This is a genomic window from Burkholderia stagnalis (genome assembly GCF_902830275.1).
Classification (GTDB): domain Bacteria; phylum Pseudomonadota; class Gammaproteobacteria; order Burkholderiales; family Burkholderiaceae; genus Burkholderia; species Burkholderia stagnalis.
The window spans coordinates 16,182-37,287 of the sequence record NZ_CADESW010000021.1 but is presented as its reverse complement, the minus strand read 5'-3'; the positions used below and the strand labels follow the sequence as shown (position 1 = coordinate 37,287).

At 69.4% G+C, this 21,106-nt stretch carries 22 protein-coding genes, 1 pseudogene and 1 riboswitch; of the genes and pseudogenes, 12 read left to right on the top strand and 11 right to left on the bottom strand.

Annotated features, from left to right (window positions below):
• Positions 1-24 precede the first annotated feature (24 nt).
• Both HWY45_RS28645 and HWY45_RS28640 read right to left on the bottom strand, forming a co-directional pair.
• On the bottom strand, positions 25-1,338 hold the full coding sequence (locus tag HWY45_RS28645) for an MFS transporter (protein WP_059883857.1): 1,314 nt from the start codon (positions 1,336-1,338) through the stop codon (positions 25-27).
• A 41-nt stretch (positions 1,339-1,379) separates the two neighbouring features.
• Positions 1,380-2,561: a M20 aminoacylase family protein gene (locus HWY45_RS28640; RefSeq protein WP_059883858.1), complete on the bottom strand. Its 1,182-nt coding sequence runs from the start codon at positions 2,559-2,561 to the stop codon at positions 1,380-1,382.
• Positions 2,562-2,734: 173 nt separating this feature from the next.
• On the opposite strand from HWY45_RS28640, the gene HWY45_RS28635 reads away from it, so the two are divergent.
• Together HWY45_RS28635 and ppnP are read left to right on the top strand one after the other, a co-directional pair.
• Positions 2,735-3,637 (top strand): LysR substrate-binding domain-containing protein, encoded by a 903-nt coding sequence (locus tag HWY45_RS28635; RefSeq protein WP_059565676.1) that lies wholly within the window; start codon positions 2,735-2,737, stop codon positions 3,635-3,637.
• Positions 3,638-3,810: 173 nt separating this feature from the next.
• Entirely contained in the window at positions 3,811-4,131 is a 321-nt protein-coding gene (ppnP, locus tag HWY45_RS28630) for a pyrimidine/purine nucleoside phosphorylase (protein ID WP_059810310.1), read from the top strand.
• Positions 4,132-4,243: 112 nt separating this feature from the next.
• Here ppnP and HWY45_RS28625 read toward each other — a convergent pair whose 3' ends face one another.
• The 4 genes from HWY45_RS28625 to HWY45_RS28610 form a co-directional block, all read right to left on the bottom strand.
• The gene (locus HWY45_RS28625) at positions 4,244-4,585 is read right to left on the bottom strand and encodes a hypothetical protein (RefSeq protein ID WP_059883859.1); all 342 of its coding nucleotides are present in this window, start codon (positions 4,583-4,585) and stop codon (positions 4,244-4,246) included.
• Between the two features lie 359 nt (positions 4,586-4,944).
• Positions 4,945-6,738, bottom strand: coding sequence for a chloride channel protein (locus HWY45_RS28620; protein ID WP_059883860.1), 1,794 nt, complete (start codon positions 6,736-6,738; stop codon positions 4,945-4,947).
• 20 nt (positions 6,739-6,758) lie between these two features.
• A complete protein-coding gene (locus tag HWY45_RS28615; protein ID WP_059883861.1) occupies positions 6,759-7,172 on the bottom strand; it encodes a MarR family winged helix-turn-helix transcriptional regulator in 414 nt (137 codons plus the stop codon).
• 114 nt (positions 7,173-7,286) lie between these two features.
• Entirely contained in the window at positions 7,287-8,465 is a 1,179-nt protein-coding gene (locus HWY45_RS28610; protein WP_059883862.1) for an HPP family protein, read from the bottom strand.
• A 350-nt stretch (positions 8,466-8,815) separates the two neighbouring features.
• Between HWY45_RS28610 and HWY45_RS28605 the strand changes: the two genes are divergently transcribed.
• The 3 genes and pseudogenes from HWY45_RS28605 (at position 8,816) to HWY45_RS28595 (ending at position 10,710) form a co-directional block, all read left to right on the top strand.
• Complete coding sequence (locus tag HWY45_RS28605; RefSeq protein WP_059565682.1) at positions 8,816-9,784, top strand: LysR family transcriptional regulator; 969 nt, start codon at positions 8,816-8,818, stop codon at positions 9,782-9,784.
• A 6-nt stretch (positions 9,785-9,790) separates the two neighbouring features.
• Positions 9,791-9,946 (top strand): annotated as a pseudogene (locus HWY45_RS28600) (LysR family transcriptional regulator); the annotation flags it as partial.
• Positions 9,947-10,041: 95 nt separating this feature from the next.
• Entirely contained in the window at positions 10,042-10,710 is a 669-nt protein-coding gene (locus HWY45_RS28595; protein WP_230946962.1) for a hypothetical protein, read from the top strand.
• 207 nt (positions 10,711-10,917) lie between these two features.
• On the opposite strand, the gene HWY45_RS28590 is transcribed toward HWY45_RS28595, so the two are convergent.
• Positions 10,918-11,439 carry a hypothetical protein gene (locus HWY45_RS28590; RefSeq protein WP_230942540.1) on the bottom strand — a complete coding sequence of 174 codons (522 nt, stop codon included), beginning with the start codon at positions 11,437-11,439 and terminating at the stop codon, positions 10,918-10,920.
• Entirely contained in the window at positions 11,439-12,527 is a 1,089-nt protein-coding gene (locus tag HWY45_RS28585; RefSeq protein WP_059565684.1) for a calcium:cation antiporter, read from the bottom strand. Before HWY45_RS28585 ends, HWY45_RS28590 begins: the two co-directional genes overlap by 1 nt.
• Positions 12,528-12,721: 194 nt before the next feature.
• Here HWY45_RS28585 and HWY45_RS28580 point away from each other — a divergent pair, with 194 nt between their 5' ends.
• The 5 genes from HWY45_RS28580 to HWY45_RS28560 all read left to right on the top strand — a co-directional run bounded on the left by HWY45_RS28580 (position 12,722) and on the right by HWY45_RS28560 (position 17,636).
• Positions 12,722-13,009 carry a hypothetical protein gene (locus HWY45_RS28580; RefSeq protein WP_150998811.1) on the top strand — a complete coding sequence of 96 codons (288 nt, stop codon included), beginning with the start codon at positions 12,722-12,724 and terminating at the stop codon, positions 13,007-13,009.
• Between the two features lie 61 nt (positions 13,010-13,070).
• Positions 13,071-14,627 carry a 3-hydroxyacyl-CoA dehydrogenase gene (locus HWY45_RS28575; protein WP_059810319.1) on the top strand — a complete coding sequence of 519 codons (1,557 nt, stop codon included), beginning with the start codon at positions 13,071-13,073 and terminating at the stop codon, positions 14,625-14,627.
• A 55-nt stretch (positions 14,628-14,682) separates the two neighbouring features.
• The gene (paaK, locus tag HWY45_RS28570) at positions 14,683-16,002 is read left to right on the top strand and encodes a phenylacetate--CoA ligase PaaK (protein WP_059565686.1); all 1,320 of its coding nucleotides are present in this window, start codon (positions 14,683-14,685) and stop codon (positions 16,000-16,002) included.
• A gap of 38 nt (positions 16,003-16,040) precedes the next feature.
• Positions 16,041-16,841 carry an enoyl-CoA hydratase-related protein gene (locus tag HWY45_RS28565; RefSeq protein WP_059883882.1) on the top strand — a complete coding sequence of 267 codons (801 nt, stop codon included), beginning with the start codon at positions 16,041-16,043 and terminating at the stop codon, positions 16,839-16,841.
• A 123-nt stretch (positions 16,842-16,964) separates the two neighbouring features.
• The gene (locus HWY45_RS28560) at positions 16,965-17,636 is read left to right on the top strand and encodes a MarC family protein (RefSeq protein WP_059565687.1); all 672 of its coding nucleotides are present in this window, start codon (positions 16,965-16,967) and stop codon (positions 17,634-17,636) included.
• Positions 17,637-17,655: 19 nt separating this feature from the next.
• Here HWY45_RS28560 and HWY45_RS28555 read toward each other — a convergent pair whose 3' ends face one another.
• The 3 genes from HWY45_RS28555 to HWY45_RS28545 form a co-directional block, all read right to left on the bottom strand.
• Complete coding sequence (locus HWY45_RS28555) at positions 17,656-18,522, bottom strand: CPBP family glutamic-type intramembrane protease (RefSeq protein WP_059883865.1); 867 nt, start codon at positions 18,520-18,522, stop codon at positions 17,656-17,658.
• Positions 18,523-18,620: 98 nt separating this feature from the next.
• A complete protein-coding gene (locus HWY45_RS28550) occupies positions 18,621-19,277 on the bottom strand; it encodes a VC0807 family protein (RefSeq protein WP_059810378.1) in 657 nt (218 codons plus the stop codon).
• 60 nt (positions 19,278-19,337) lie between these two features.
• Positions 19,338-19,970: a histidine phosphatase family protein gene (locus tag HWY45_RS28545; protein ID WP_150998808.1), complete on the bottom strand. Its 633-nt coding sequence runs from the start codon at positions 19,968-19,970 to the stop codon at positions 19,338-19,340.
• Positions 19,946-20,087: riboswitch (cobalamin riboswitch) on the top strand. (Overlaps the previous gene by 25 nt.)
• 47 nt (positions 20,088-20,134) lie before the next feature.
• Between HWY45_RS28545 and HWY45_RS28540 the strand changes: the two genes are divergently transcribed.
• Both HWY45_RS28540 and HWY45_RS28535 read left to right on the top strand, forming a co-directional pair.
• On the top strand, positions 20,135-20,344 hold the full coding sequence (locus HWY45_RS28540) for a CbtB domain-containing protein (protein ID WP_017329174.1): 210 nt from the start codon (positions 20,135-20,137) through the stop codon (positions 20,342-20,344).
• A gap of 12 nt (positions 20,345-20,356) precedes the next feature.
• Positions 20,357-21,082 (top strand): CbtA family protein, encoded by a 726-nt coding sequence (locus HWY45_RS28535; RefSeq protein WP_059883866.1) that lies wholly within the window; start codon positions 20,357-20,359, stop codon positions 21,080-21,082.
• Positions 21,083-21,106 lie beyond the last annotated feature (24 nt).

Sequence of the window (21,106 nt, the reverse complement as noted above, 5' to 3'; positions counted from 1 at the left end):
GCGCACGCATCGCCACGCAGCGCGTCAATCGAGCGCCTTGCCCGCCTTTTCATCCATGCAGCGCAGCGCAAGCAGCGTCAGCACCCCGCAGCCGATCGCATACCACGCAGGCGCATTCGGATTGCCGGTCGCCGCGATCAGCCACGTGACGAAGAACTGCGCGAAGCCGCCGAAGATCGCGACGCCGATGCTGTACACGAGCGCGCCGCCCGTGGCCCGCACCGCGCGCGGGAACAGTTCGCCGAGCATCGCGCCGGTTGCGCCGATGTTGATCGCATGCACGACCGACAGCGCCGCGATGATCGACAGCAGCGACGCGGCGCCCGGCCAGCGGTTCAGCGCGATGAAGGCCGGATAGATCGCGGCCATCAGCACGATGCGCGTCCACCAGACGATCCGGTTGCGCCCATGGACATCCGACAGGTAGCCGCCGAGCGGCGTCACGAGCATCAGGATCGCGCCCGCGACGCAGCCCGCCGTCATCGACAGCCAGCTCGGCAGGTGCAGCACCTGCACGCCGTAGATCGCCATGTAGAACACGATGATGTAGTGGATCGACGTGCCGCCGATCGTCACGCCGAGCCCCGCGAACACGGCCTTGCCGTGATGGCGCAGCACGTCGGCGAGCGGCAGCGACTGCACCTTCTCCCGCGGCGCGGGCGCCGCGGCCGGCACTTCCTCGACGGTGTGGCGCAGCCAGTAGCCGATCGGCACGAACAGCGTGCCGATCACGAACGGCACGCGCCAGCCCCAGCTTTCGAGCTGCGCGGCGCTCAGCGTCGACGTGAGCGCGACGCCGGTGAGCGCGCCCGCGAGCGCCGCGAGCCCCTGGCTCGAGAACTGGAACGATGCGTAGAAGCCGCGGCGGTGCTGCGGCGCCTGCTCCAGCAGCAGCGTGGTCGACGCGCCCACTTCGCCGCCCGACGCGAACCCCTGCAGCAGGCGTGCGAGCACGAGCAGCAGCGGGGCGGCGAGGCCGATCTGCGCGTAGGTCGGCGCGACTGCGATCGTCGCGGTGCCGAGCGCCATGATCAGCAGCGTCGCGATCATCGCGCGCTTGCGGCCGACGCGATCCGCATACATGCCGATAACGAGGCCGCCGAGCGGCCGCGTGACGAAGCCGACGCCGAAACTGGCGACCGCGAGCATCAGCTGGCCGAACGACGAATGCACCGGGAAGAACAGCTTGCCGATCAGGATCGCGAAGAAGCTGTAGACCGTGAAATCGTAGAACTCGAGCGCGTTGCCGACCGCGGCGGCGGCGATCAGGCGGCGCTTCTTCGCGGCGGCGCGCGCGTCGGCCGGCGCGCCGGCAAAAGGAAGGGCGGACGTTTCCATGGGATTCCCCGATGAACGCAAGCGTGGGTGGAGAAGAACCGTCAGGCCGCGAGCCAGGCTTCGGCCAGGCGGACCCAGTAGCTCGCGCCGATCGCGAGGATGTCGTCGTTGAAGTCGTAGCCGGGGTTGTGCACCATGCAGCCGCCCTTGCTGCCGGTGCCGTTGCCGATGAACGCGTAGCAGCCGGGGCGCGCTTCGAGCATGAACGCGAAATCCTCGCTGCCCATCAGCGGCGCGGCGTCGGCCTCGACGCGTGCCGCGCCGAGCATCTGGCGCGCGATGTCGGTGGCGAACGCGGTCGGCTCCGGATGATTGACGAGCACGGGGTAGCCGTAGTCGTACTGCACGTCGGCCGTCACGCCGAAGCTCTCGGCCTGGCCTTTCGCGAGCGCGTCGATGCGGCGCGCGAGCAGCTGGCGCACGTCGGCGCTTAGCGCGCGCACCGACAGCTTCATCACGACCGTCTCGGGGATGATGTTGAACGTCTCGCCGGCCTGCACGCTGCCGACCGTGATCACGGCGGCCTGCTGCGCGTCGACCTCGCGCGCGACGATCGTCTGCAGCGCGACCATGATGCTGCCCGCCGCCGACATCGGGTCGCGCGCGAAATGCGGCATCGCGCCGTGGCCGCCGACGCCGCGCAGCGTGATCGTCACGCGGTCGGCGGAGGCCATCGCCGCGCCGGTGCGGAACGCCATGTCGCCGGCCGCGCGGCCCGGCATGTTATGGATCGCGAAGATCGCATCGCACGGGAAGCGGTCGAACAGGCCATCGTCCATCATCGCCTTCGCGCCGCCGAAGTTCTCCTCGGCCGGCTGGAAGATCAGGTTCAGCGTGCCGGAGAACTTGCGCGTCGCCGCGAGATGGCGCGCCGCGCACAGCAGCATCGCGGTGTGGCCGTCGTGGCCGCATGCATGCATCTTGTTCGCATGGCGGCTCGCATACGGCAGGCCCGTGGCTTCCGCGAGCGGCAGTGCGTCCATGTCGGCGCGCAGGCCGATCGTGCGCGTGCCTTGCCCTTCGCGCAGCACGCCGACCACGCCCGTCTTGCCGAGGCCGCGGTGGACCTCGTAGCCCCAGCCGGCGAGCAGCTCGGCGACGAGATCGCTCGTCAGCGTTTCCTCGAACGCCAGTTCCGGGTGAGCGTGAATCCTGCGCCGCACCTCGATCAGCTCGGGGGCGATCGCGGCGATGCCGGGGATGACGGGATTCGCTGGCTGCATGGTGTCTCCGTGGGGGTGGTTGACGCGCTTATGACGTCGCAGCATATAAATTTCTTTCGCGCACCATAAGCTGATAAATTGCTTTGGTGCTCACCGCCGGTTGCCGCTAGGGAACACCCTGAGATCGTGCATGCGGAAGCGCATCCGGGTTTCCACGTATCACGCGCGTCGTCATGAAATACCATCAGTTGAAAGCGTTCGTCACCGTCGCGGAGGAGGGCAGCATCCGCGCGGCCGCGCGCCGCCTGAACGTGTCGCCGGCGGCGCTGACCAAGGCGGTCAAGGAGCTGGAGATCGCGCTCGGCGTTTCGCTCGTCGTGCGCACCGCGCGCGGCGTGCAGTTGACCGGCTTCGGCCAGCGGCTGCAGGTGCGCGCGCGGCTGATCGTCGCCGAGATGCAGCGTGCGCGCGACGACATCGAGCAGGCGCAGGGCGAGATGACGGGCTCCGTCGCGGCGGCCATCACGCCGGCCGCGGCGGTGACGATCCTGCCCGATGCGTTTCGCGCGTTCCGGCGGCGCTTTCCGGTCGCGCGGGTGAGCCTGATCGAAGGGTTCCCGGGCGTCGCGCTGCCGAGGCTGCACGACGGCTCGCTCGATTTCGCGGTCGCGGTGGTCGTGCCCGAGCTGCTCGCGGCGGAGTTCGATCACGCGGAGCTCTATTCGAGCCGCTCGCTGATCGTTGCGCGCAAAGGGCATCCGCTCGCGGCGGCCACGTCGCTCGCCGATCTCGTCGATGCCGACTGGCTGATGAATCCGTCGCCGGAAAGCTCGACGCAGGTGCTGTTCAACTGCTTCGTCGCGCATGGCCTGCCGGTGCCCGCGCGGATCGTCGAGTGCCCGAGCTTCGGGCTCGCGCACAGCCTGATGACGGGGTCCGACCTGCTCGCGTCGATGCCGGAGCAACTGCTCAACGCCGACTGGGCGCGCGACCGGTTCGCGATACTGCCGATCCGCGAGCGGCTGCCGGCCGTGTCGGTGCAGGTGGTGACGCGCCGCGACAGCCCGCTCACGCCGGCCGCGGCGATGCTGCTCGACTGCCTGCGCGATTCCGCGCGGCGGCAAGGGCTGAGGTGAGCAGGGAACTCCGCTGCCGTGAAGAAATTATCCAGTGATCCTGAGAAAATCGCGCCGGTAGCGCCCGGTTCCGGCGTGCCGGCGGCAAGCCGGTATCATATCGGCCGGCCGGCGATGCCTGCCGGTTTCCAACAACGTCCAATCTTTCGGCATCCAGCAATCAGAGGCAATACATGACCAGTGCAACCCAGTTCGACAACGTGTCGGTCGTCAAGCGCGCCAACGTCTATTTCGACGGCAAGTGCGTCTCGCATACCGTGCTGTTCCCGGACGGCACGCGCAAGACGCTCGGCGTGATCCTGCCGTGCGCGCTCAACTTCGGCACGGACGCGCCCGAATTGATGGAAGTGCAGGCCGGCAAATGCCGCGTGAAGCTCGACGGCAGCACCGAATGGCAGACCTACGGCGCGGGCGAATCGTTCTCGGTGCCGGGCAAGAGCCGCTTCGACATCGAAGTGATCGAGACGCTCGACTACGTCTGCAGCTATCTGTAACGATGTAATGCGCGCGGCGAACGGCTGCGGCCATGCAATGAAAAAACCCCGCAAATGCGGGGTTTTTTCGTTGATGCATCGCGGACGGCGCAAGGCCGTCCACGCGTACACGTTACAGGCAGGCGCTGATCGCGCCCGCGGCGTCGGCGCCCGCGCCGCTGCCGGCACGGAAGCCGACCCAGGTCTTCGCACCTGCGGTGTTGGCCGGACGCACCATGGCGGCTGCGCCGTTCGGCGGTTGCTGGCCCGGCGCGTACACGTCGGTCGCGAGGCCGTTCGCGAGCACGTTCTGCGAGACGACCTGTTGCTGGGATTTGTCTGCCCAGGTCTTCGCGATGCATGCCGACACTTCCTCAGCGGGTTTCTGGCTTTGCCCCACGTTCTGCACGGCGGACGGGTCGGCCGCGTGCGCGGAAATGGCAACGGTCAGTGCGATGAGCGGTAAGTATTTCACGTTATCTCCCTCGGGTCGTGATTGATTGAGCGGGATGCGCAGCAGTACTGCGTAAGGTGAGAGTCCACCGTTCGGAGCGGGTTCCGGCGATTCCGAAACAAGATGTTAAGGCGCTTGCCAAACCGCGGATCTGATGCTGCACAGCCTGCTGCACGGGACGACGCGTGCGTCGTCCGGTCGTCTCGCTGCCCGGGCGTGTGATGGGTGAAGGGTCGCAGCGTGCGGCATCCATGCGGATGCCGCGCCGCGACGCGTTATCGTGGACGAACTGAAGGAAGGCCCCGTCGCATGAGGCTCATGATGACAAACTTTCGCGCGTCGAACTGTCAAGCAACTTCAAATACGCGTCGATGCGCGATTCAGCTGGTCTTGCGTGCGGCGCCGAGGCTGCGACGCGCATTCGCCGGCACGATCGGCCGGAAGCGCTCGCGCTTGTGTTCCTCGTCGAAGTGCTGGAGCGCCGGCTTGATCAGGTCGCTGCGCGACACGAGGCCTGTCATGCGCAGCGACTGCGCATCGTCGACGACGGGCAGCCGCTCGAGGCCGAGCACCGCGAGACGCGTTGCGACGAGGCGGCACGTTTCGTGCGCCAGCGCGATGGCGGGCGCGTGACCGGCCAGCACGCGCGCGACCGGCGTATCGGGTGCGAACGTCGCGCGCTGCGCGTCGAGCAGTGCGCGATCGACGACCCCGAGCAGGCGGCCGTCCTTCACGACCGGATACGCGCGGTGCGTTTGCCGCGCGCCGAAGAACGTCGCGTCGACTTCCGCGAGCGGGGTGTCCGCGTCGATCGTGACGATCGACGCGGCGCGCGTCATCACTTCGGCGACGTCGTGCCGCTCGAGCGGATCGACGCCGTATTCGCGATAGATGTGATAGCCGCGGCGCGCGATCTTCTCGGTCATGATCGAACGCTTCATCACGACGGTCGCGAAGCCGTGCGCGACCAGCGTCGCCGCGAGCAGCGGCAGCAGCGCGTTGGTGTCGTGCGTGAGGCCGAACGCGAACACGATCGCGGTGAGCGGCGCGCCGAGCGTCGCGCCCAGCGTCGCGGCCATGCAGACGAGCGGCCACAGGGCCGGGTCGCCGCCCGGCAGCACCGGCGACAGCACGGCGCCGAGCCCCGCGCCGAGCATCAGCAGCGGCGCGAGCACGCCGCCCGATGTGCCGGAGCCGAGCGCGATCACCCACATCACGGCCTTCACGACCAGCAGCGCGAGCGCGATCCGCAGCGCGATGTGCTGGTGCAGCAGGTCGCCGATCACGTCGTAGCCGACGCCGAGCGCGCGCGGTTCGAGCCAGCCGCCGACGCCGATCGCGACCGCGCCGAGCGCGGGCCACCACATCCAGTGCACGGGCAGCTTCGCGAACGCGTCTTCGACGCGGTACAGCGCGGCCGACAGCCCGCACGCGAGCGCGCCCGACAGCAGGCCCGCGACCACGCACGACACGAGCGCGACCGGCGACGGCGCGGCGGTCGTCAGTGGAAACAACGGCTCGACGCCGAACAACACCGCGCGCGCGAAACCGGCGACCGCGCATGCGAGCGCGACCGGCAGGAAGCTGCGCGGGCGCCATTCGAACAGCAGCAGCTCGACCGCGAGCAGCACCGCGGCGACCGGCGTGCCGAACACGGCGGTCATGCCGGCCGCGGCGCCGGCGACGAGCAGCGTCTTGCGCTCGGCGGCGGTGACCTTCACGCACTGCGCGACCAGCGAGCCGAGCGCGCCGCCTGTCATGATGATCGGCCCCTCGGCGCCGAACGGGCCGCCGCTGCCGATCACGACGCCCGACGACAGCGGTTTCAGGATCGCGACCTTCGGCGACATGCGGCTCTTGCCGAACAGGATCGCCTCGATCGCCTCGGGGATGCCGTGGCCGCGAATCTTCTCCGAGCCGAAGCGCGCCATCATCCCGACGATCAGCCCGCCGATCACCGGCACCGCGATCACCCATGCGCCGAGCGTGTTGCCCGCGGGCGAGCGGTCGGCGAACGAGAACTGCTGGAAGAAGAACAGGTTCGTGAACAGGTGGATCAGGCTCAGCAGGACGAACGCCGCGAGCGTGCTCAGCACGCCGATGCAGGCGGCGAGCAGGGCGATCCTGGGCAGGCGGTCGTTGGTCGCGAAATCGCGTTTGTGCGGGGCGTTCATCGGCGTGGCGGGAGCAAGGGTCAGTAATCGAGTTGAGGCACCTGGAAGGCGCCCTTGAGCGACTTCAGTTCGGCGCGGTGCATCGCCGCGAGGCGCGCGAGCAGTGTTTCGCCGGCTTCTTCCAGATGCACCTCCACCTGGCGGCGGTCCGTTTCGCTCGGCTTGCGCTTCACGAGGCCGAGCGCTTCGCAGCGCGTCACCAGCGCGACCACGCCGTGATGCTGCGCCTGCAGGCGTTCCGCGAGCTCGCCGATGGTCGCCCATTCGCGTTGCGGATAGCCCTTGACGTGCAGCAGCAGCAGGTATTGCAGCGGTGTCACGCCTTCGCTCTGCGCGGCGCGTTCGGAGAAGCGCTCGAAACGGCGCATCTGGTAGCGGAATTCGGACAACTGCTCGAAATCGGATTTGTGCAGCGCGCGTCGGGTTTGGGTCATCGTCGGCGGAAAGCGATTGTGGTAGCCGGGAAATATATCACGATGTGATATAAATGGGCGAGCTGCGGCGATAGGCGAAATACGACATATGAATCGCGTCGCCGCGGTGCCCGGCTACGCAGCCTCGAGCATCTGCGTCTGCTGGTAAAGCCCCGTGACGAGGTCGGTTTGCGTGACGATGCCGACGAGCCGGCGCGATGCGTCAACGACAGGAATGTGGTGGTGACCGGAATGCGCAAACAGCGGCACGAGCGCGGTCAGCGGCAGCGTGTGCGGCACCGACGCGACGTCGCGGCTCATCACGGTGCCGACGCTCGCAGGCTGGCCGCCGAACGATTGCGGCAGGCGCGCGGACAGCCGCTGCCACAGCGGCGCCGGGCGGCGCGACGGGCGCGTCAGGTCGGCGCGGGTGACGATCCCGGCCAGGCGGTGGTCCGCATCGACGACGGGCAGCGCCTTCACGCGATGCCGGTCGAGCAGCGTGAGCGCGGCCGTCACCGATGTCGACGGCGCGACGCTCACCGCGCGCTTGGTCATCAGGTCCGCGCAGGTGAGCTGGCCGAACGTGCGCGCATACGCCTGCAGTTCGGTTTCGCGCAGCAGCGCTTCGAGATCGTCCGGCGCGACATCGAGCCATTCGCTGCGGCGCTTGAGCACCGCGTCGAGATCCTCGCGCGTGAAGCCGCCGTGCGCGGGTGCCGGCTTCGGACCGGCCTTCGGCTTCGCGTCGGGCCGCGCGCCGCCGTGCGGATAGCGGTGGCCGGTGAGCGCGTGGTAGGCGAGCGCCGCCGACAGCAGGATTGCCGATTGCAGCGCGATCGGCTCGAGCACGAAGCGGAAACCGAGCGCGTGGATGGCCGAGCCGCCGAGCACGGCCGTCAGCGCGACCGCACCCGACGGCGGGTGCACGCAGCGCAGCGCGAACATCCCGCCGATCGCGCCCGCGACGGCCAGCGCGGCGGCGGTGATCGGATCGGCGATCCATTGCGCGCACGCGACGCCGACGGTGGCCGCGACCAGGTTGCCGCCGATGATCGACCACGGCTGCGCGAGCGGGCTCGCGGGCACCGCGAACAGCAGCACCGCCGACGCGCCCATCGGCGCCACCAGCAGCGGCACGAGCCCCGGCACGCCGGGCAGCACCCGCATCGTCGCGCCGACCGTCGCGATGCCGACCAGCGCGCCGGCGCACGAGCGCAGGCGCTCGCGCCAGCCAAGAGTCAGCGGAAGCGGGGTGAAGCTGTGCAGCCACTGCCGCAAGGTGCGGCGCGACGGGGAGGAGCCGGACGACATGTAACGTATGAGGAAAAAGCGGTGAGGCGTGCGTCGAGGTGCGCGGAATTGTATCTCATTGTGATATAAATTGTCGCGCCGCAATGGCGCGACGCGCGCACGAAATCGGCATTCTTTCGTATTGCTTTCATCTGGCGGCACGGTGGCGCAACAGCGCAAAGTTGTTCGCGGCGGCGTACAATTCGGGCCACTGATTCCCCCGAACACCTGGACTACGCACGCGATGCCCGCTCTCCCGCCTTCTCTCCGGCATGGTGATCGCGTCAACGGGGTTCCCGGCCGTATCCCGTTGCCCACCTGACGCGAGCGCGGCCGACACTTCCTTATCTACTTTCCCCCAAGCCTATCCAATGGACATGCTCGAAAACATGCGCCTGTTCGTGCGCGTTGTCGAAGCCGGCAGTTTCACCGCGGTCGCCAAAGAAATCGACGCGACCACCGCGCAGGTGTCGCGCGCCGTCTCGAACCTCGAGGCGCACGTGCAGACGCGGCTGCTGCATCGCACGACGCGCCACCTCGGCCTCACCGAAAGCGGCCAGCGTTATTTCGAGCGCGCGAAATCGATCCTCGCGGAAATCGACTATGCGAACGCGGAGGCGCGCAACGCGCTGCTGCGGCCGTCGGGCAAGATGCGCATCCACGCGATGACGGGGCTCGGGCAGAGCCACGTCGTGTCGTCGATCGTCCGCTACCAGGAGGACAACCCGGACGTGTCGGTCGAGCTGACGCTCGCGCAGCGGATGCCGAATCTCGTCGAGGAGGGCTATGACGTGTCGATCGTCACCGCGTCGCAACTGCCGGATTCGGGCTACGTCGCGCAGACGTGCGGCACGAGCTGCAGCGTGCTCGTCGCGTCGCGCGACTACCTTGCGCGGCACGGCACGCCGCAGACGCCGGAAGACCTGCCGAAGCACACCTGCCTGCGGCTCGACACGCCGGCGTCGCCGGCCGGCGAATGGCGGCTCGAACACAAGGACGGCGACGAGCAGGTGCTCGAGCTGCCGCCCACGCCGTTCCAGGTCAACGTGCCGGACGCGCTGTGCGTGGCCGTGCGTGCCGGGCGCGGGATCGCGTGCGTCGCGCTGTATACGGTGCTCGACGATATCCGCGCAGGCCGCCTGATCCGCGTGCTGCCCGAATATCGGCTGCAGACGCTGAGTGTCTACGCGGTGTACGCGACGCGCCGCTATCTCGATGCGAAGATCCGCACTTTCCTCGAGCACTTGCGCACGACGCTTACGCCGGCGCTGGAAAACGACCTGCGCGAGCTGGACCGGCTGACCGTCGCGCACACCGAGTCGGGCCGCCAGCGCGCGTGACAATCTGTCGGCGGGGTCGTGTTCAGGCCGCTGGCGGATGTCGACGTCGCGGCCGAGCTGTATCTCGCGTGGCGCACGGACAACGACAATCCGGCGCTGCCGCGTTTCAATGCGATGGTCGAGCGTTTTCTCGCGGAGCATGCGGCAGGCGGAGTGGTGTGAGGCGGTGCTGTTGCACGATCCGCTCGGCCCGGCCGACTGATCGTTAGCATGACGGTATGCGACAAGACATATAACGAGGGCGCAGATTGATCCGGATGCTTTACCTGATTCCCGCCGCAATCGCGGCGTGGGTGGTTGCGTCGCGCTACGGCGCGCTGGCCGGCGGCGCAGCGGCGGTGGTGGCGCTGATCGCACCGGCCGTCATCCTGTCGAGGCTGGCGAAACGCGACGCGCACGACCAGCCGGTTCCCGCTGGCGACGCGGCGCATGTCAGGAGACTGGCTGTTCCCGGGGCCGCTCGCGCCCTGTTCGACGAGCTCCGGCGTGTAATCGAACGATACGTGGAGGTCGACGCGGGAACTGACGGCTCGACTGTGGCGATGGTGTCTGCCGGTGCGGCGATGACGGGTGACGACGACGCGCTCTTCGTGTTTCGCTCGCACGATCGCGCGTGGTCCGGGTTTCGTTGTGGCGGCGACAGCTTCCGGTTTCGCCACGGCGCGATTCTTACCGTGGGGATCTTCGCGATCGATTCGGTCAGGGCGCCTGGTGCCGGGTCGTGTCAGGGGGTGCTGTGGTTCGATGTGAAGCCGCGGAACATGCCCGCCGAGATCAACGAGCCATACATGAAGCGCGCATTTTTCGCGCTCGGGCCGGATTGCGGCGACAGCCTGGAGCCGATGCGCGAGTGGGCGCGCGTACTCGAGGAGATCGCGACGGCGCTCGATGCGAAGTTCGACGTCGCCGTCTATTCGGATGTGTAGTGGGCGGCGCGTTTCGAAGCGTCGGCCGCGTGCGGAAATGCCGTTTTTTCAATACGACATTCGACGGCGCATGGTCGAGTGGAATAACGTCTTTCCGACCATGCCCAGCCCGTTGCTGCCGTCGTCACCATTCCTGGCGCGGATCCGCGCTGCTCGACGCTGGCGAAGGGCTCGCATGCGACGCCCGTGCCGGCGATCCGGGCGGGCTCACCTGACGGGGCAGGCAGCTTTCAGTCGAACGGCCTGTTCGCGTGCGCCGCGCAGCGGGAGCCGCCTGAGATTGCCTTCGACGTCGATCCGAAGCGCCCCGTCGCCTTCGAACAGGCGATAGAACCGCGCCCGATCCTTGATCTCGCCGACTGCGTACATGTCGAGGTCCGACAGCGCGAGCGTGGCGCGGCCGGTGACGCGCGCGCTGTTCGACGCGAATGTCATGCGCACGCGCTGGCCGTCCTGCAGATCGGCGGCGCTCACCAGTACCGAGGCCCGGAGCCGGCCGGCTTCGCAGACCACGTAGAGCGCATTGCCGTCGGTGTCCCGGTCGCCATAGTCCAGCAGCGAGCCGTCGAAATGCCAGCCCGACGCACCATCGTCGGGCGCGCCGGCCGGCTGCGCGTGGCTCGCGGGCGCCGGCAGCGACAGCAGGATGCCGATCAGCCAGGCCGATGCGGCGTGGCGCGCGGCATGCTTGCGCACACCGCGCCGCGCGCCGGGCATCGCGCCGGCCATCAGTGCGTGACCGACAGGAACAGATATGCGGCGAACAGCGACAGGTGCACGACGCCGTGCAGCACGGTCGTGCGCCCGGCGCTGAGCGTCAGCGTGCTGACGAGCAGCGTCAGCGACAGCAGCACGGTTTCCATCGCGCCGATGCCGAGCGTGAGCGGCTGGCCGATCCAGATGAACACCGCGGCAACTGTCGGAATGGTCAGCCCGATGCTCGCGAGCGCCGAGCCGAGCGCGAGGTTCATGCTGGTCTGCAGGCGGTTCGCGCGTGCCGCGGTGACGGCCGCGAGCCCTTCGGGCAGCAGCACGAGCGCGGCGATCACGATGCCGACCGCAGCCTCGGGCGCGCCGAGCGTCAGCACCGCGTGCTCGACCGCCGGCGACAGCAGCTTCGCGAGCAGCACGACGGCAACGAGGCTTGCGAACAGCAGCAGAAGGCTGATCACCGCGGTGCGGTTGCTCGGCGGCGCCGCGTGCACGGATTCGTTCGCGCTGTCGTGCGCGGCGAGGAAGTAGTCGCGGTGGCGCACGGTCTGCACGAACACGAACACGCCGTACAGCACCAGCGACGACACGCCGGCGAATGCGAGCTGCGAATTCGAGAACTGCGGGCCCGGCGCGGCGCTCAGGTAGTTCGGCATCACGAGCGACAGCACCGACAGCGACGCGAGCACCGCGAGCGCCTTGCTCGCGCCGCGCCCGTGGAAATCCTGCTCGCCGTGCTTCCACGCGCCGACGAGCAGGCAGATGCCGACGATGCCGTTGCAGATGATCATCACCGCGGCGAACACCGTATCGCGCGCGAGGCCGGATTTCTCGGGGCCCGCGCCGAGCATCACCGACACGATCAGCGCGACTTCGATGACGGTCACGGCGACCGCGAGCACGAGCGTGCCGAACGGTTCGCCGACGCGGTGCGCGACGACTTCCGCATGGTGGACGGCGGCGAACACGGCGCCCGCGAGCGCGGCCGCGAACACCGCGATGACGAGACCTTCGGCTGGTACGACGCGCGACAGCGCGAGCACCAGCCAGGCGGCAAGCGGGGCCCAGAGGGTCCAGCGCGGGAGCTGGTTGGACGAGAGCGGCATGGTGGGTTTTCCTTATTCGAGTGGCGGCGCGCGACGCGCCGTCACGGGTTGGACGAAGCCCGGCCGGGAAATCCGCCGAACGATGACGATGGCACTGAAAGACGGCGGCGCCGACAGGCGCTGCCCGGGTTCGCCGCGTCGAGGAGGCGCGTGGCGCGGGCGGGCTGATGCCCGTCGCAGGGCGAACCGGTTCGATGCGGCTGGCTGCTGGAAGCGGGGCCGGATCGCCGCCGGGCATGGCCGGCGGCTCGGGTCCGGCCCCGAAAGGGCGGCCGGCGATGCGCGGCAATGGCGGCGTGGCACGCGGTTTCTCCCTGAAATCCGGCGGTTTGCGGGATTTTATCAGGTGGATGCGGGCCGCTATCCTGAAATCGAACCCTTACGTTGACCTTTCGGTTTGGAAAAAGTGCCCGATATTTTTCATTTTCTACGGTTTCGGTAACGGTCTTTTGCGCGACGAATTCGGGCTCGCCCTGACATAAATCTACCGACCGGTCGGTTTATAATCGCCGACATTCCCACTTCCTTGACGGATCGCAAGCGATGGCTGTTTCCTCTGCACAATCGGTGTACTCGGGCGCGCTGGCGCCGGCGGCGGTCGTCGGCGTGATCGGCGCGGGCGCGATGGGCGCGGGCATCGCGCAGGTGGCGGCGGCGGCCGGCCACACGGTGCTGCTGTACGACCTGAACGAGGCGGCCTGCGACAAGGCGCTCGCCGGCATCCGCGCGCAGTTCGCGCGGCTCGCGGAAAAGGGCCGGCTCGACCCGGCGCAGGCGGATGCCGCGGCGAACCGGCTGAGCGCGGTGCGCGCGCTGGACGCGCTTGCGCCGGCCGCGCTGATCGTCGAGGCGGCGGCCGAGCGGCTCGATGTGAAGCGCGAGATCTTCGCGACGCTCGAACGCCATGTCGACGATGCGTGCCTGCTCGCGACCAACACGTCGTCGATCTCGATCACGTCGATCGCGGCAGGCCTGCGCGTGCCGCAGCGCGTGGCCGGGCTGCATTTCTTCAACCCGGCGCCGCTGATGGCGCTCGTCGAGGTGGTCAGCGGGCTCGCGACCGCGCCCGAGGTCGCGCAGGTGCTGTACGACACCGCCGCCGCGTGGGGCAAGCGGCCGGTGATGGCGAAGTCGACGCCGGGCTTCATCGTCAACCGCGTCGCGCGGCCGTATTACGCCGAAGCGCTGCGCGTGCTGAACGAGCAGGGCGGCGCGCCCGCGTCGATCGACGCGGTGATGCGCGAAGCGGGCGGGTTCCGGATGGGGCCGTTCGAGCTGATGGACCTGATCGGCCACGACGTGAACTTCGCGGTGACCGAGTCGGTGTTCCGCGCGTACTTCAACGACCCGCGCTTCACGCCGTCGCTGATCCAGCAGGAGCTCGTCAATGCGGGCTTCCTCGGCCGCAAGTCCGGCCGCGGTTTCTATTCGTACGCGGACGGCGCGGCGCCGCCGGCGCCGGACGTCGAGCCGCCGCGCGACGCGCCGGGCGCCGTCACGCTGTTCGCGCAGGCCGGCCCGGCCGCCGCGCTGCATGCGCGCTTCGTCGAGCGCATTGCCGGCGCGCGGCAGGCGCTCGCGCATCCCGACGACCTGCTCGCGACAGCCGGCCGCGCATCGATCGCGCTGACCGACGGCCGCACCGCGACTGGGCGCGCCGCGCAAACGGGCACGGCCGATCTCGTGCTGGTCGACCTCGCGCGCGATTACGCGCAGGCCGGGCTCGTCGCGCTCACCCGCGCGCTCCAGTGCAGCGACGCGGCCTATGCGGACGCGGTCGGCCTGTTCCAGCAGGCCGGCTATCGCGTGATCGGCCTCGCGGACGTGCCGGGCATGGTCGTGATGCGCACCGTCGCGATGCTCGCGAACGAAGCGGCCGACACGGTGAACCAGGGTGTGTGCTCGCCCGCCGACCTCGATCTCGCGATGGAAAAGGGCGTCAACTATCCGTGCGGCCCGCTCGCCTGGGCGGACGCGATCGGCGTCGCGCGCGTGCATCGCGTGCTGTCGCACCTGGCCGCGAGCTACGGCGAGGACCGCTACCGCGTGTCGCCGCGCATCGCGGCGCTGCACGCGGCCGGCCGCGGGTTCCACGCGTAGCGGCGCGCCGCCCCGAACACGATAACGACATCACTCTCCATTGGAGGAGCCCCCGATGAACACCCCGACGCACCCGATGGCCGCGCTCGACCCGATCGAGACCGCCAGCCGCGACGAACTCCAGGCGTTGCAGCTCGAGCGGCTCAAGTGGTCGCTGCGCCACGCGTACGACAACGTCCCGCACTACCGCCGCACGTTCGACGCGGCGGGCGTGCATCCGGACGACCTGAAGACGCTCGCCGATCTCGCGAAATTCCCGTTCGCGACGAAGACCGACTTCCGCGACAACTACCCGTTCGGGCTGTTCGCGGTGCCGCGCGAGCAGGTGGTGCGCGTGCACGCGTCGAGCGGCACGACCGGCAAGCCGACCGTGGTCGGCTACACGGCGCGCGACATCGACACCTGGGCGAACCTGATCGCGCGCTCGATCCGCGCGGCGGGCGGGCGCCCGGGCGACACGCTGCACAACGCGTTCGGCTACGGGCTGTTCACGGGCGGGCTCGGCATCCACTACGGCGCGGAGCGGCTCGGCTGCATGGTCGTGCCGATGTCGGGCGGGCAGACCGAGAAGCAGGTGCAGCTGATCCGCGATTTCGAGCCGAAGATCATCCTCGTCACGCCGTCGTACATGCTGAACCTGATCGACGAGATGGTGCGGCAGGGGATGGACCCGGCCGAATCGTCGCTGAAGATCGGCATTTTCGGCGCGGAGCCGTGGACGCAGGCGCTGCGCGAGGAAGTGCAGACGCGCGCCGGCATCGACGCGCTCGACATCTACGGGCTGTCCGAGGTGATGGGCCCGGGCGTCGCGTGCGAGTGCATCGAGACCAAGGACGGCCCGGTGGTGTGGGAAGACCATTTCTACCCGGAGATCATCGACCCCGTGACGGGCGAGGTGCTGCCCGACGGCAGCGAAGGCGAACTGGTGTTCACGTCGCTGACGAAGGAGGCGATGCCGGTGATCCGCTACCGCACGCGCGACCTCACCGCGCTGCTGCCGCCCACGGCGCGCGCGATGCGCCGCCTCGCGAAGATCACCGGCCGCTCCGACGACATGCTGATCATCCGCGGCGTGAACGTGTTCCCGAGCCAGATCGAGGAGCTCGTCGTCGCGCTGCCGGCGCTGTCCGGCCAGTACCAGCTGACGATCTCGCGCGACGGCCACATGGACCGGCTCGACCTCGCGGTCGAGCTGCGCTCGGAGGCCGCGAACGTGGCGGACGGCGATCGCCACGCGATCGCGCGCGAGCTGCAGCACCGGATCAAGACGATGGTCGGCGTGTCCGCGGGCGTGACGGTGCTGCCGGCCGGCGGCATTCCGGCGACCGCGACCGGCAAGGCCCGGCGCGTGATCGACCGGCGCCATGCCGCATGACGCCCGATACCAGCAAAAACGAGGAACCCCGCTTGAAGATCGATGAACTGAAGACCCTGGCCGTGGCCGTCGATGCGCGCGGCATCGCGACCGTCGCGCTGGCGCGCGGCGACGTGCTCAACGCGTTCGACGAAACGATGATCGCCGAACTCACCGACACGTTCACCGTGCTCGGCGCGCGCGACGACGTGCGCGCGATCGTGCTGCGCTCGGACGGCCGCGCGTTCTGCGCGGGCGCCGATCTGCAATGGATGCAGCGCGCGAGCGCGAACGACGCGGCCGCGAACCTGCGCGACGCGGAACGCTTCGCGGCGATGATGCGCGCGATCCGGCAGTGCCCGAAACCGACGGTCGCGCGCGTGCAGGGCCACGCGTTCGGCGGCGGCGTGGGCCTGTGCGCCGCGTGCGACATCGTGATCGCGAGCGAGCATGCGCGCTTCGCCGTCAGCGAGGCGCGCTTCGGCATCCTGCCGGCCGTGATCGGCCCGTATCTGGTCGAGGCGGTGGGCCAGCGCCAGGCGCGCCGGCTCGCGCTGACCGCGACCCAGCTCACCGCGCGCGAGGCGGTCGAGATCGGGCTGATTCACCAGGCGGTGCCGCTCGACGCGCTCGACGAAGCGCTCGGCAAGACGCTCGCGGAGCTGGGCCGCAACGGCCCGAACGCGCTGATGGAGATCAAGCGCTTCTTCGACGCGATCGGCGAGTATCCGCCGTCCGATGCGCGGGCGACGTTCACCGCGCAGACGATCTCGCGCGTGCGCGCGACGGCCGAGGCGAAGGAGGGCTTCGCGGCGTTCTTCGCGAAGCGGCCGCCGGCCTGGGAGGCCGGCGACGCCTAAGCGCGCCCGGCGGCGCGGGCGGGCGTGTCGTCTGTCCCGCCCGTCCCGCAAACGGAAAGGCTTGCTCTACAATGCGTGACCCCCGGCACGCCCGCCGGTTATGCCTTGACCGTTCCCTGCCCGATGATCGTCAACCGCCTTATCTCCGAGATCCTGTTCGGCTTCACCGGCCTGATGGGCATCATCAATCCGATCGGCATCGCGTTCCTGTTCCTCGAACGCACCGAATCGCTGACCGAGCACGAGCGCGACATGCTCGCGAAGAAGGTCGCGTTCAACTCGTTCATCGTGTTGATGGTCGCGTTCTTCGCCGGCACGCCGGTGCTGCATTTCTTCGGGATCTCGATGGAAGCGCTGCGCATCGGCGGCGGCTTCGCGGTGGCCGTGTCGGGCTGGCGGATGCTGAACGAGCCGGACGTGCCGGGCGGCGGCGACACGCCCGTCAAGCCGATCGACGCGAACGCGATCATGACGCGCGCATTCTTCCCGCTCACCATGCCGCTGACGACCGGCCCCGGCTCGATCGCGACCGCGATCGCGCTGAACGCGAACCGCACGCACAAGCTGTCGGAATTCATGCTGTCGAGCATCGTGTCGCTGGCCGTGTCCGCGCTCGTCGCGGTGGTGATCTGGCAGACCTACAGCCGCTCCGCGTTCCTCGCACGCTATCTCGGCACCGAAGGCACCAAGGTCGCGATGCGCGTGTCCGCGTTCCTGCTGCTGTGCATCGGCGTGCAGATCATGCTGACCGGCTTCTCCGAATTCCTGCAGCCGATCGCCGACCAGATCAAGTAAGCCCGCCATCGGCCGCGCATCAGCGCGCGGCAGCCAGCATCGGGTAGGTGAACAGGCCGAAGTGGATTGCGTTCAGCCCGGCGTGCGCGAGCGCGGCCGCGAACAGGTCGCCGCGGCGGAACGCGAGGCCGTAGCCGACGCCGGCCACCGTGCCGAGCACGATCCACGGCCCGCCGCCCGCCGCGTGCGCGGCGCCGAACAGCACCGCGGCCACCGCGAGCGCCGCCCAAGGCCCCCACGCGAACCCCGCCAGCACCCGAGTCAGCCCGCCCTGCACGTAGCCGCGAAACAGCGCCTCCTCGGCGAGCGTCACGAGCAGCAGGTTGTTCGCGAGCCACAGCCAGCCGGCCGCCGGCCACTTCGGCGCCCAGCCGACCATGCCGAACGCGGTGGCGCCGGCGAGGCACGCCGCGGACGTCGCGAGCGCGGCGACGACGCCCGTGCGCCACGCGCGCGACAGCGCGACGCGCGGATGAACCCACGGCAGCACCCACAGCAGCCACAGGCCGACGAGCGGCTTGTCGAGATTCAGGTACATCGTGAACGGCGCGGCGTCGGGCGTGAAGCGGGTCGGGTCGATCACGCGCGGGTTATGGAAGCCGGGGAGCAGGTGCAGGCTCAGCGCGACCGCGACGGCGATGAACACGACATGCGCGGCGACGCGCACCGCGGGCGGGCGCGCCGCGGACACGCCCCACGCGGCCAGCGCGAGCACCGCAAACGGCACCAGCGCGAGCGGCGCGAGCTGGCCGAGCGTGAGCGCGCCGGCATAGCCGACGGCCGCCAGCACCAGGCTGGCCATGCGCAGCGGGCGGCACCAGGCGAGCGCCGCGGCGGCGAACAGGGCGATCCAGGTCGCGATGAACGGGAGGGTCGTAACGGACATGAGCGGCGTATTGATCAGACAAGACGCCGCGCATCATACAGGACCGTCAGGTTCGGCCGCAGAATGGGGCGGGCCGGCGCATGCGCGCCGCGCGGCCGTCAGCGGCCGGCGGTTTCGGTGAAGCCGTCGCGGTTCGGGATGTCGACGCTGCTGCGCTCGCGGATGCGCCGCCGGTACCAGAACGTCCAGACCAGCAGGCCGCCGAACACCGCATAGCCGGTGATCGGCGACACGACCAGCACGCGCTCGACGGGCCAGTTCACCACCATCCAGCAGCGGAACAGCATTTCCAGGCTCATCCCGGCGCCCCAGACGAACGTCATCAGGCGCAGCGTCTGCCGCAGCACGGGCTGCTCGTCCCACGCGGATTCGAAGCGTGCGGCGCCGCCCGCCATGCCGCGGGCCACGGTGGCGCGCGTGAGATAGAAGATCAGCGGACGTTCGCGCACGAGCGACAGCAGGAACACGATGCCGATCGCGCCGGACGCGAGCGATTCGCGCATCAGCAGCGCGCGCGGGCTGCCGCCGAGCGCCATCGCGACGATCGACAGCGCAATGCCGAACAGCACGACGGCGCTCACCGCGTCGACGCGGCGCGTGCGGATGAATTCGACGACGGACCAGACGACCGGCGGAATCGCCGACGCGTACAGCGCGCCGACTTCGCCGACATACGGATGGGCGATCCGGTACGCGACCCACGGCAGCAGCAGGTTGACGACGAGTTCGAGGAGCAGGCCGGCGCGCGGTTTCACGGGAGGTTCCATGAGACGGGTTCGGAAACTCGAATCAGATGCGATCGAGTATATCGGCATTCAATCGCCGCTTGCACGGGGCGGGAACCCGGATACGACCGACCATCCGTGCGCATCGCGCGCGAGCTCGACCGTCGACAGCGGCGCGACGTCCGCGCGCCACGCCGATTCCGGCGCGGCGCACGCCGCGTGCGCGAGCGCCGCGCGGATCACCGCGGCCGATGCGATCGCAACGACGTTGCCGGCCGGCAGCCGGTCGAGCCACGCGGCGACCCGGTGCCGCACCGCGTCGAACGATTCGCCGCCGTGCGGCGACGCGGCCCGATCGGTCAGCCACGCGTGGAGCTGCGCGGGCGCGTCGTGCGCGATGTCGGCGAGACGCCGGCCGCGCCACGCGCCGTAGTCGCAGTCGGCCAGCGCCGGCTCGATGGCCGCCGGCAGCGCCAGCGCGGCGGCGGTTTGCCGTGCGCAGCGTGCCGGGCCGCATAGCACCGTCGCGCCGGGCGGATATTGCAACTGCGGCAACCGCACGCGGGCGTCCGCGACCTGCGCGAGTGCGTGCGCGTCCAGCGCGTCGTCGTCGGGGAACGTGCCCGTGCGCATGGCCTGCGTCGCGGCATGGGCGATCAGCAGCACCTGCGTACGCTGCGGCGACGGCGTGCGGCGCGACGCTTTCTGATCCGGAACGTTCACGCGTACAATCCCCCCGTTGCGAAGTGCGGAAGCCGGTGTGAATCCGGCGCGGTCGCGCCACTGTAATCGGTCGCCAACGTTTCCGAAAGCCAGACCTGCCTTCGTCGCCACTGTCATTCTTCAACCGTTCGTCGGGGCGCGCTTTCCCCCCTGGAGGTTTCATCATGAGCGACGCAGTTCTCAAGCCGGTTGTCGCACCGGCGCCCATTCCCGTCCGGGAACTCCTGCCGTGGGCCGTGTTCGGCGGCCTGCTCCTGTTGCTGGCGCTGTACTTCGTCGGCGCCGAAGAGGGCGCGACGTCGCTGATTCCCGGCATGTTCGTCCACGAGTTCGTTCACGACGGCCGCCATCTGCTCGGCTTTCCTTGCCACTGACAGGGGGCGTTCATGGTCGGAAAGCTGTTGGTACGCGGCATGCTCGCGGGCATTGCCGCGGGTCTGCTCACGTTCGGTTTCGCCAGGGTGGCGGGGGAGCCGCACGTCAGCCAGGCGATCGCGTTCGAAGAGAAGCATGGCGAAGCCCATTCGCACGGCGACGAGCCGGAAGCCGAACTCGTCAGCCGTGACACGCAGGCCGGCGTCGGCCTGCTGACCGCCGTCGTCACGTACGGGGCCGCGTTCGGCGGGCTGTTCGCACTGACGTTCGCGTATGCGTACGGGCGGGTCGGGAAGCTCGGCGCGCGGGCGTTGTCCGCATGGCTCGCGCTGGCCGCGTTCGTCGCGCTGGTCGTCGTGCCGAACCTCAAATACCCGGCCAATCCGCCGGCGGTCGGCGATCCGGAAACGATCGGCGTGCGCACGGGGCTGTTCTTCCTGATGATCGCGATCTCGATTGCCGCGATGGTGTTCTCGCTCGGCGTGCGCCGCCAGCTGGCTGCGCGCGTCGGCGAATGGAACGCGTCGATCGGCGGCGGGCTCGTGTTCGTCGTGCTGATCGCGCTCGTGCAGTTCGCGCTGCCGGACTTCAACGAAGTGCCCGACGGGTTCCCGGCCGCGTTGCTGTGGAAATTCCGCGTGGCCGCGATCGGCATGCAGGCCGTGATGTGGACGACGATCGGCCTGCTGTTCGGCGCGCTCGCCGAGCGCAGCGGGCTGCTCGGCTCGCGCGCGTAACGCGCCGCGCGATTGCGGCGGCGC

Coding starts and splice junctions, on each gene's coding strand:
- HWY45_RS28645 (WP_059883857.1), bottom strand. CDS start 1,338: ATGGAAACGTCCGCCCTTCCTTTTGCCGGCGCGCCGGCCGACGCGCGC.
- HWY45_RS28640 (WP_059883858.1), bottom strand. CDS start 2,561: ATGCAGCCAGCGAATCCCGTCATCCCCGGCATCGCCGCGATCGCCCCC.
- HWY45_RS28635 (WP_059565676.1), top strand. CDS start 2,735: ATGAAATACCATCAGTTGAAAGCGTTCGTCACCGTCGCGGAGGAGGGC.
- ppnP (WP_059810310.1), top strand. CDS start 3,811: ATGACCAGTGCAACCCAGTTCGACAACGTGTCGGTCGTCAAGCGCGCC.
- HWY45_RS28620 (WP_059883860.1), bottom strand. CDS start 6,738: ATGAACGCCCCGCACAAACGCGATTTCGCGACCAACGACCGCCTGCCC.
- HWY45_RS28615 (WP_059883861.1), bottom strand. CDS start 7,172: ATGACCCAAACCCGACGCGCGCTGCACAAATCCGATTTCGAGCAGTTG.
- HWY45_RS28610 (WP_059883862.1), bottom strand. CDS start 8,465: ATGTCGTCCGGCTCCTCCCCGTCGCGCCGCACCTTGCGGCAGTGGCTG.
- HWY45_RS28605 (WP_059565682.1), top strand. CDS start 8,816: ATGGACATGCTCGAAAACATGCGCCTGTTCGTGCGCGTTGTCGAAGCC.
- HWY45_RS28595 (WP_230946962.1), top strand. CDS start 10,042: ATGCTTTACCTGATTCCCGCCGCAATCGCGGCGTGGGTGGTTGCGTCG.
- HWY45_RS28590 (WP_230942540.1), bottom strand. CDS start 11,439: ATGGCCGGCGCGATGCCCGGCGCGCGGCGCGGTGTGCGCAAGCATGCC.
- HWY45_RS28585 (WP_059565684.1), bottom strand. CDS start 12,527: ATGCCGCTCTCGTCCAACCAGCTCCCGCGCTGGACCCTCTGGGCCCCG.
- HWY45_RS28580 (WP_150998811.1), top strand. CDS start 12,722: ATGCGGCTGGCTGCTGGAAGCGGGGCCGGATCGCCGCCGGGCATGGCC.
- HWY45_RS28575 (WP_059810319.1), top strand. CDS start 13,071: ATGGCTGTTTCCTCTGCACAATCGGTGTACTCGGGCGCGCTGGCGCCG.
- paaK (WP_059565686.1), top strand. CDS start 14,683: ATGAACACCCCGACGCACCCGATGGCCGCGCTCGACCCGATCGAGACC.
- HWY45_RS28560 (WP_059565687.1), top strand. CDS start 16,965: ATGATCGTCAACCGCCTTATCTCCGAGATCCTGTTCGGCTTCACCGGC.
- HWY45_RS28555 (WP_059883865.1), bottom strand. CDS start 18,522: ATGTCCGTTACGACCCTCCCGTTCATCGCGACCTGGATCGCCCTGTTC.
- HWY45_RS28540 (WP_017329174.1), top strand. CDS start 20,135: ATGAGCGACGCAGTTCTCAAGCCGGTTGTCGCACCGGCGCCCATTCCC.
- HWY45_RS28535 (WP_059883866.1), top strand. CDS start 20,357: ATGGTCGGAAAGCTGTTGGTACGCGGCATGCTCGCGGGCATTGCCGCG.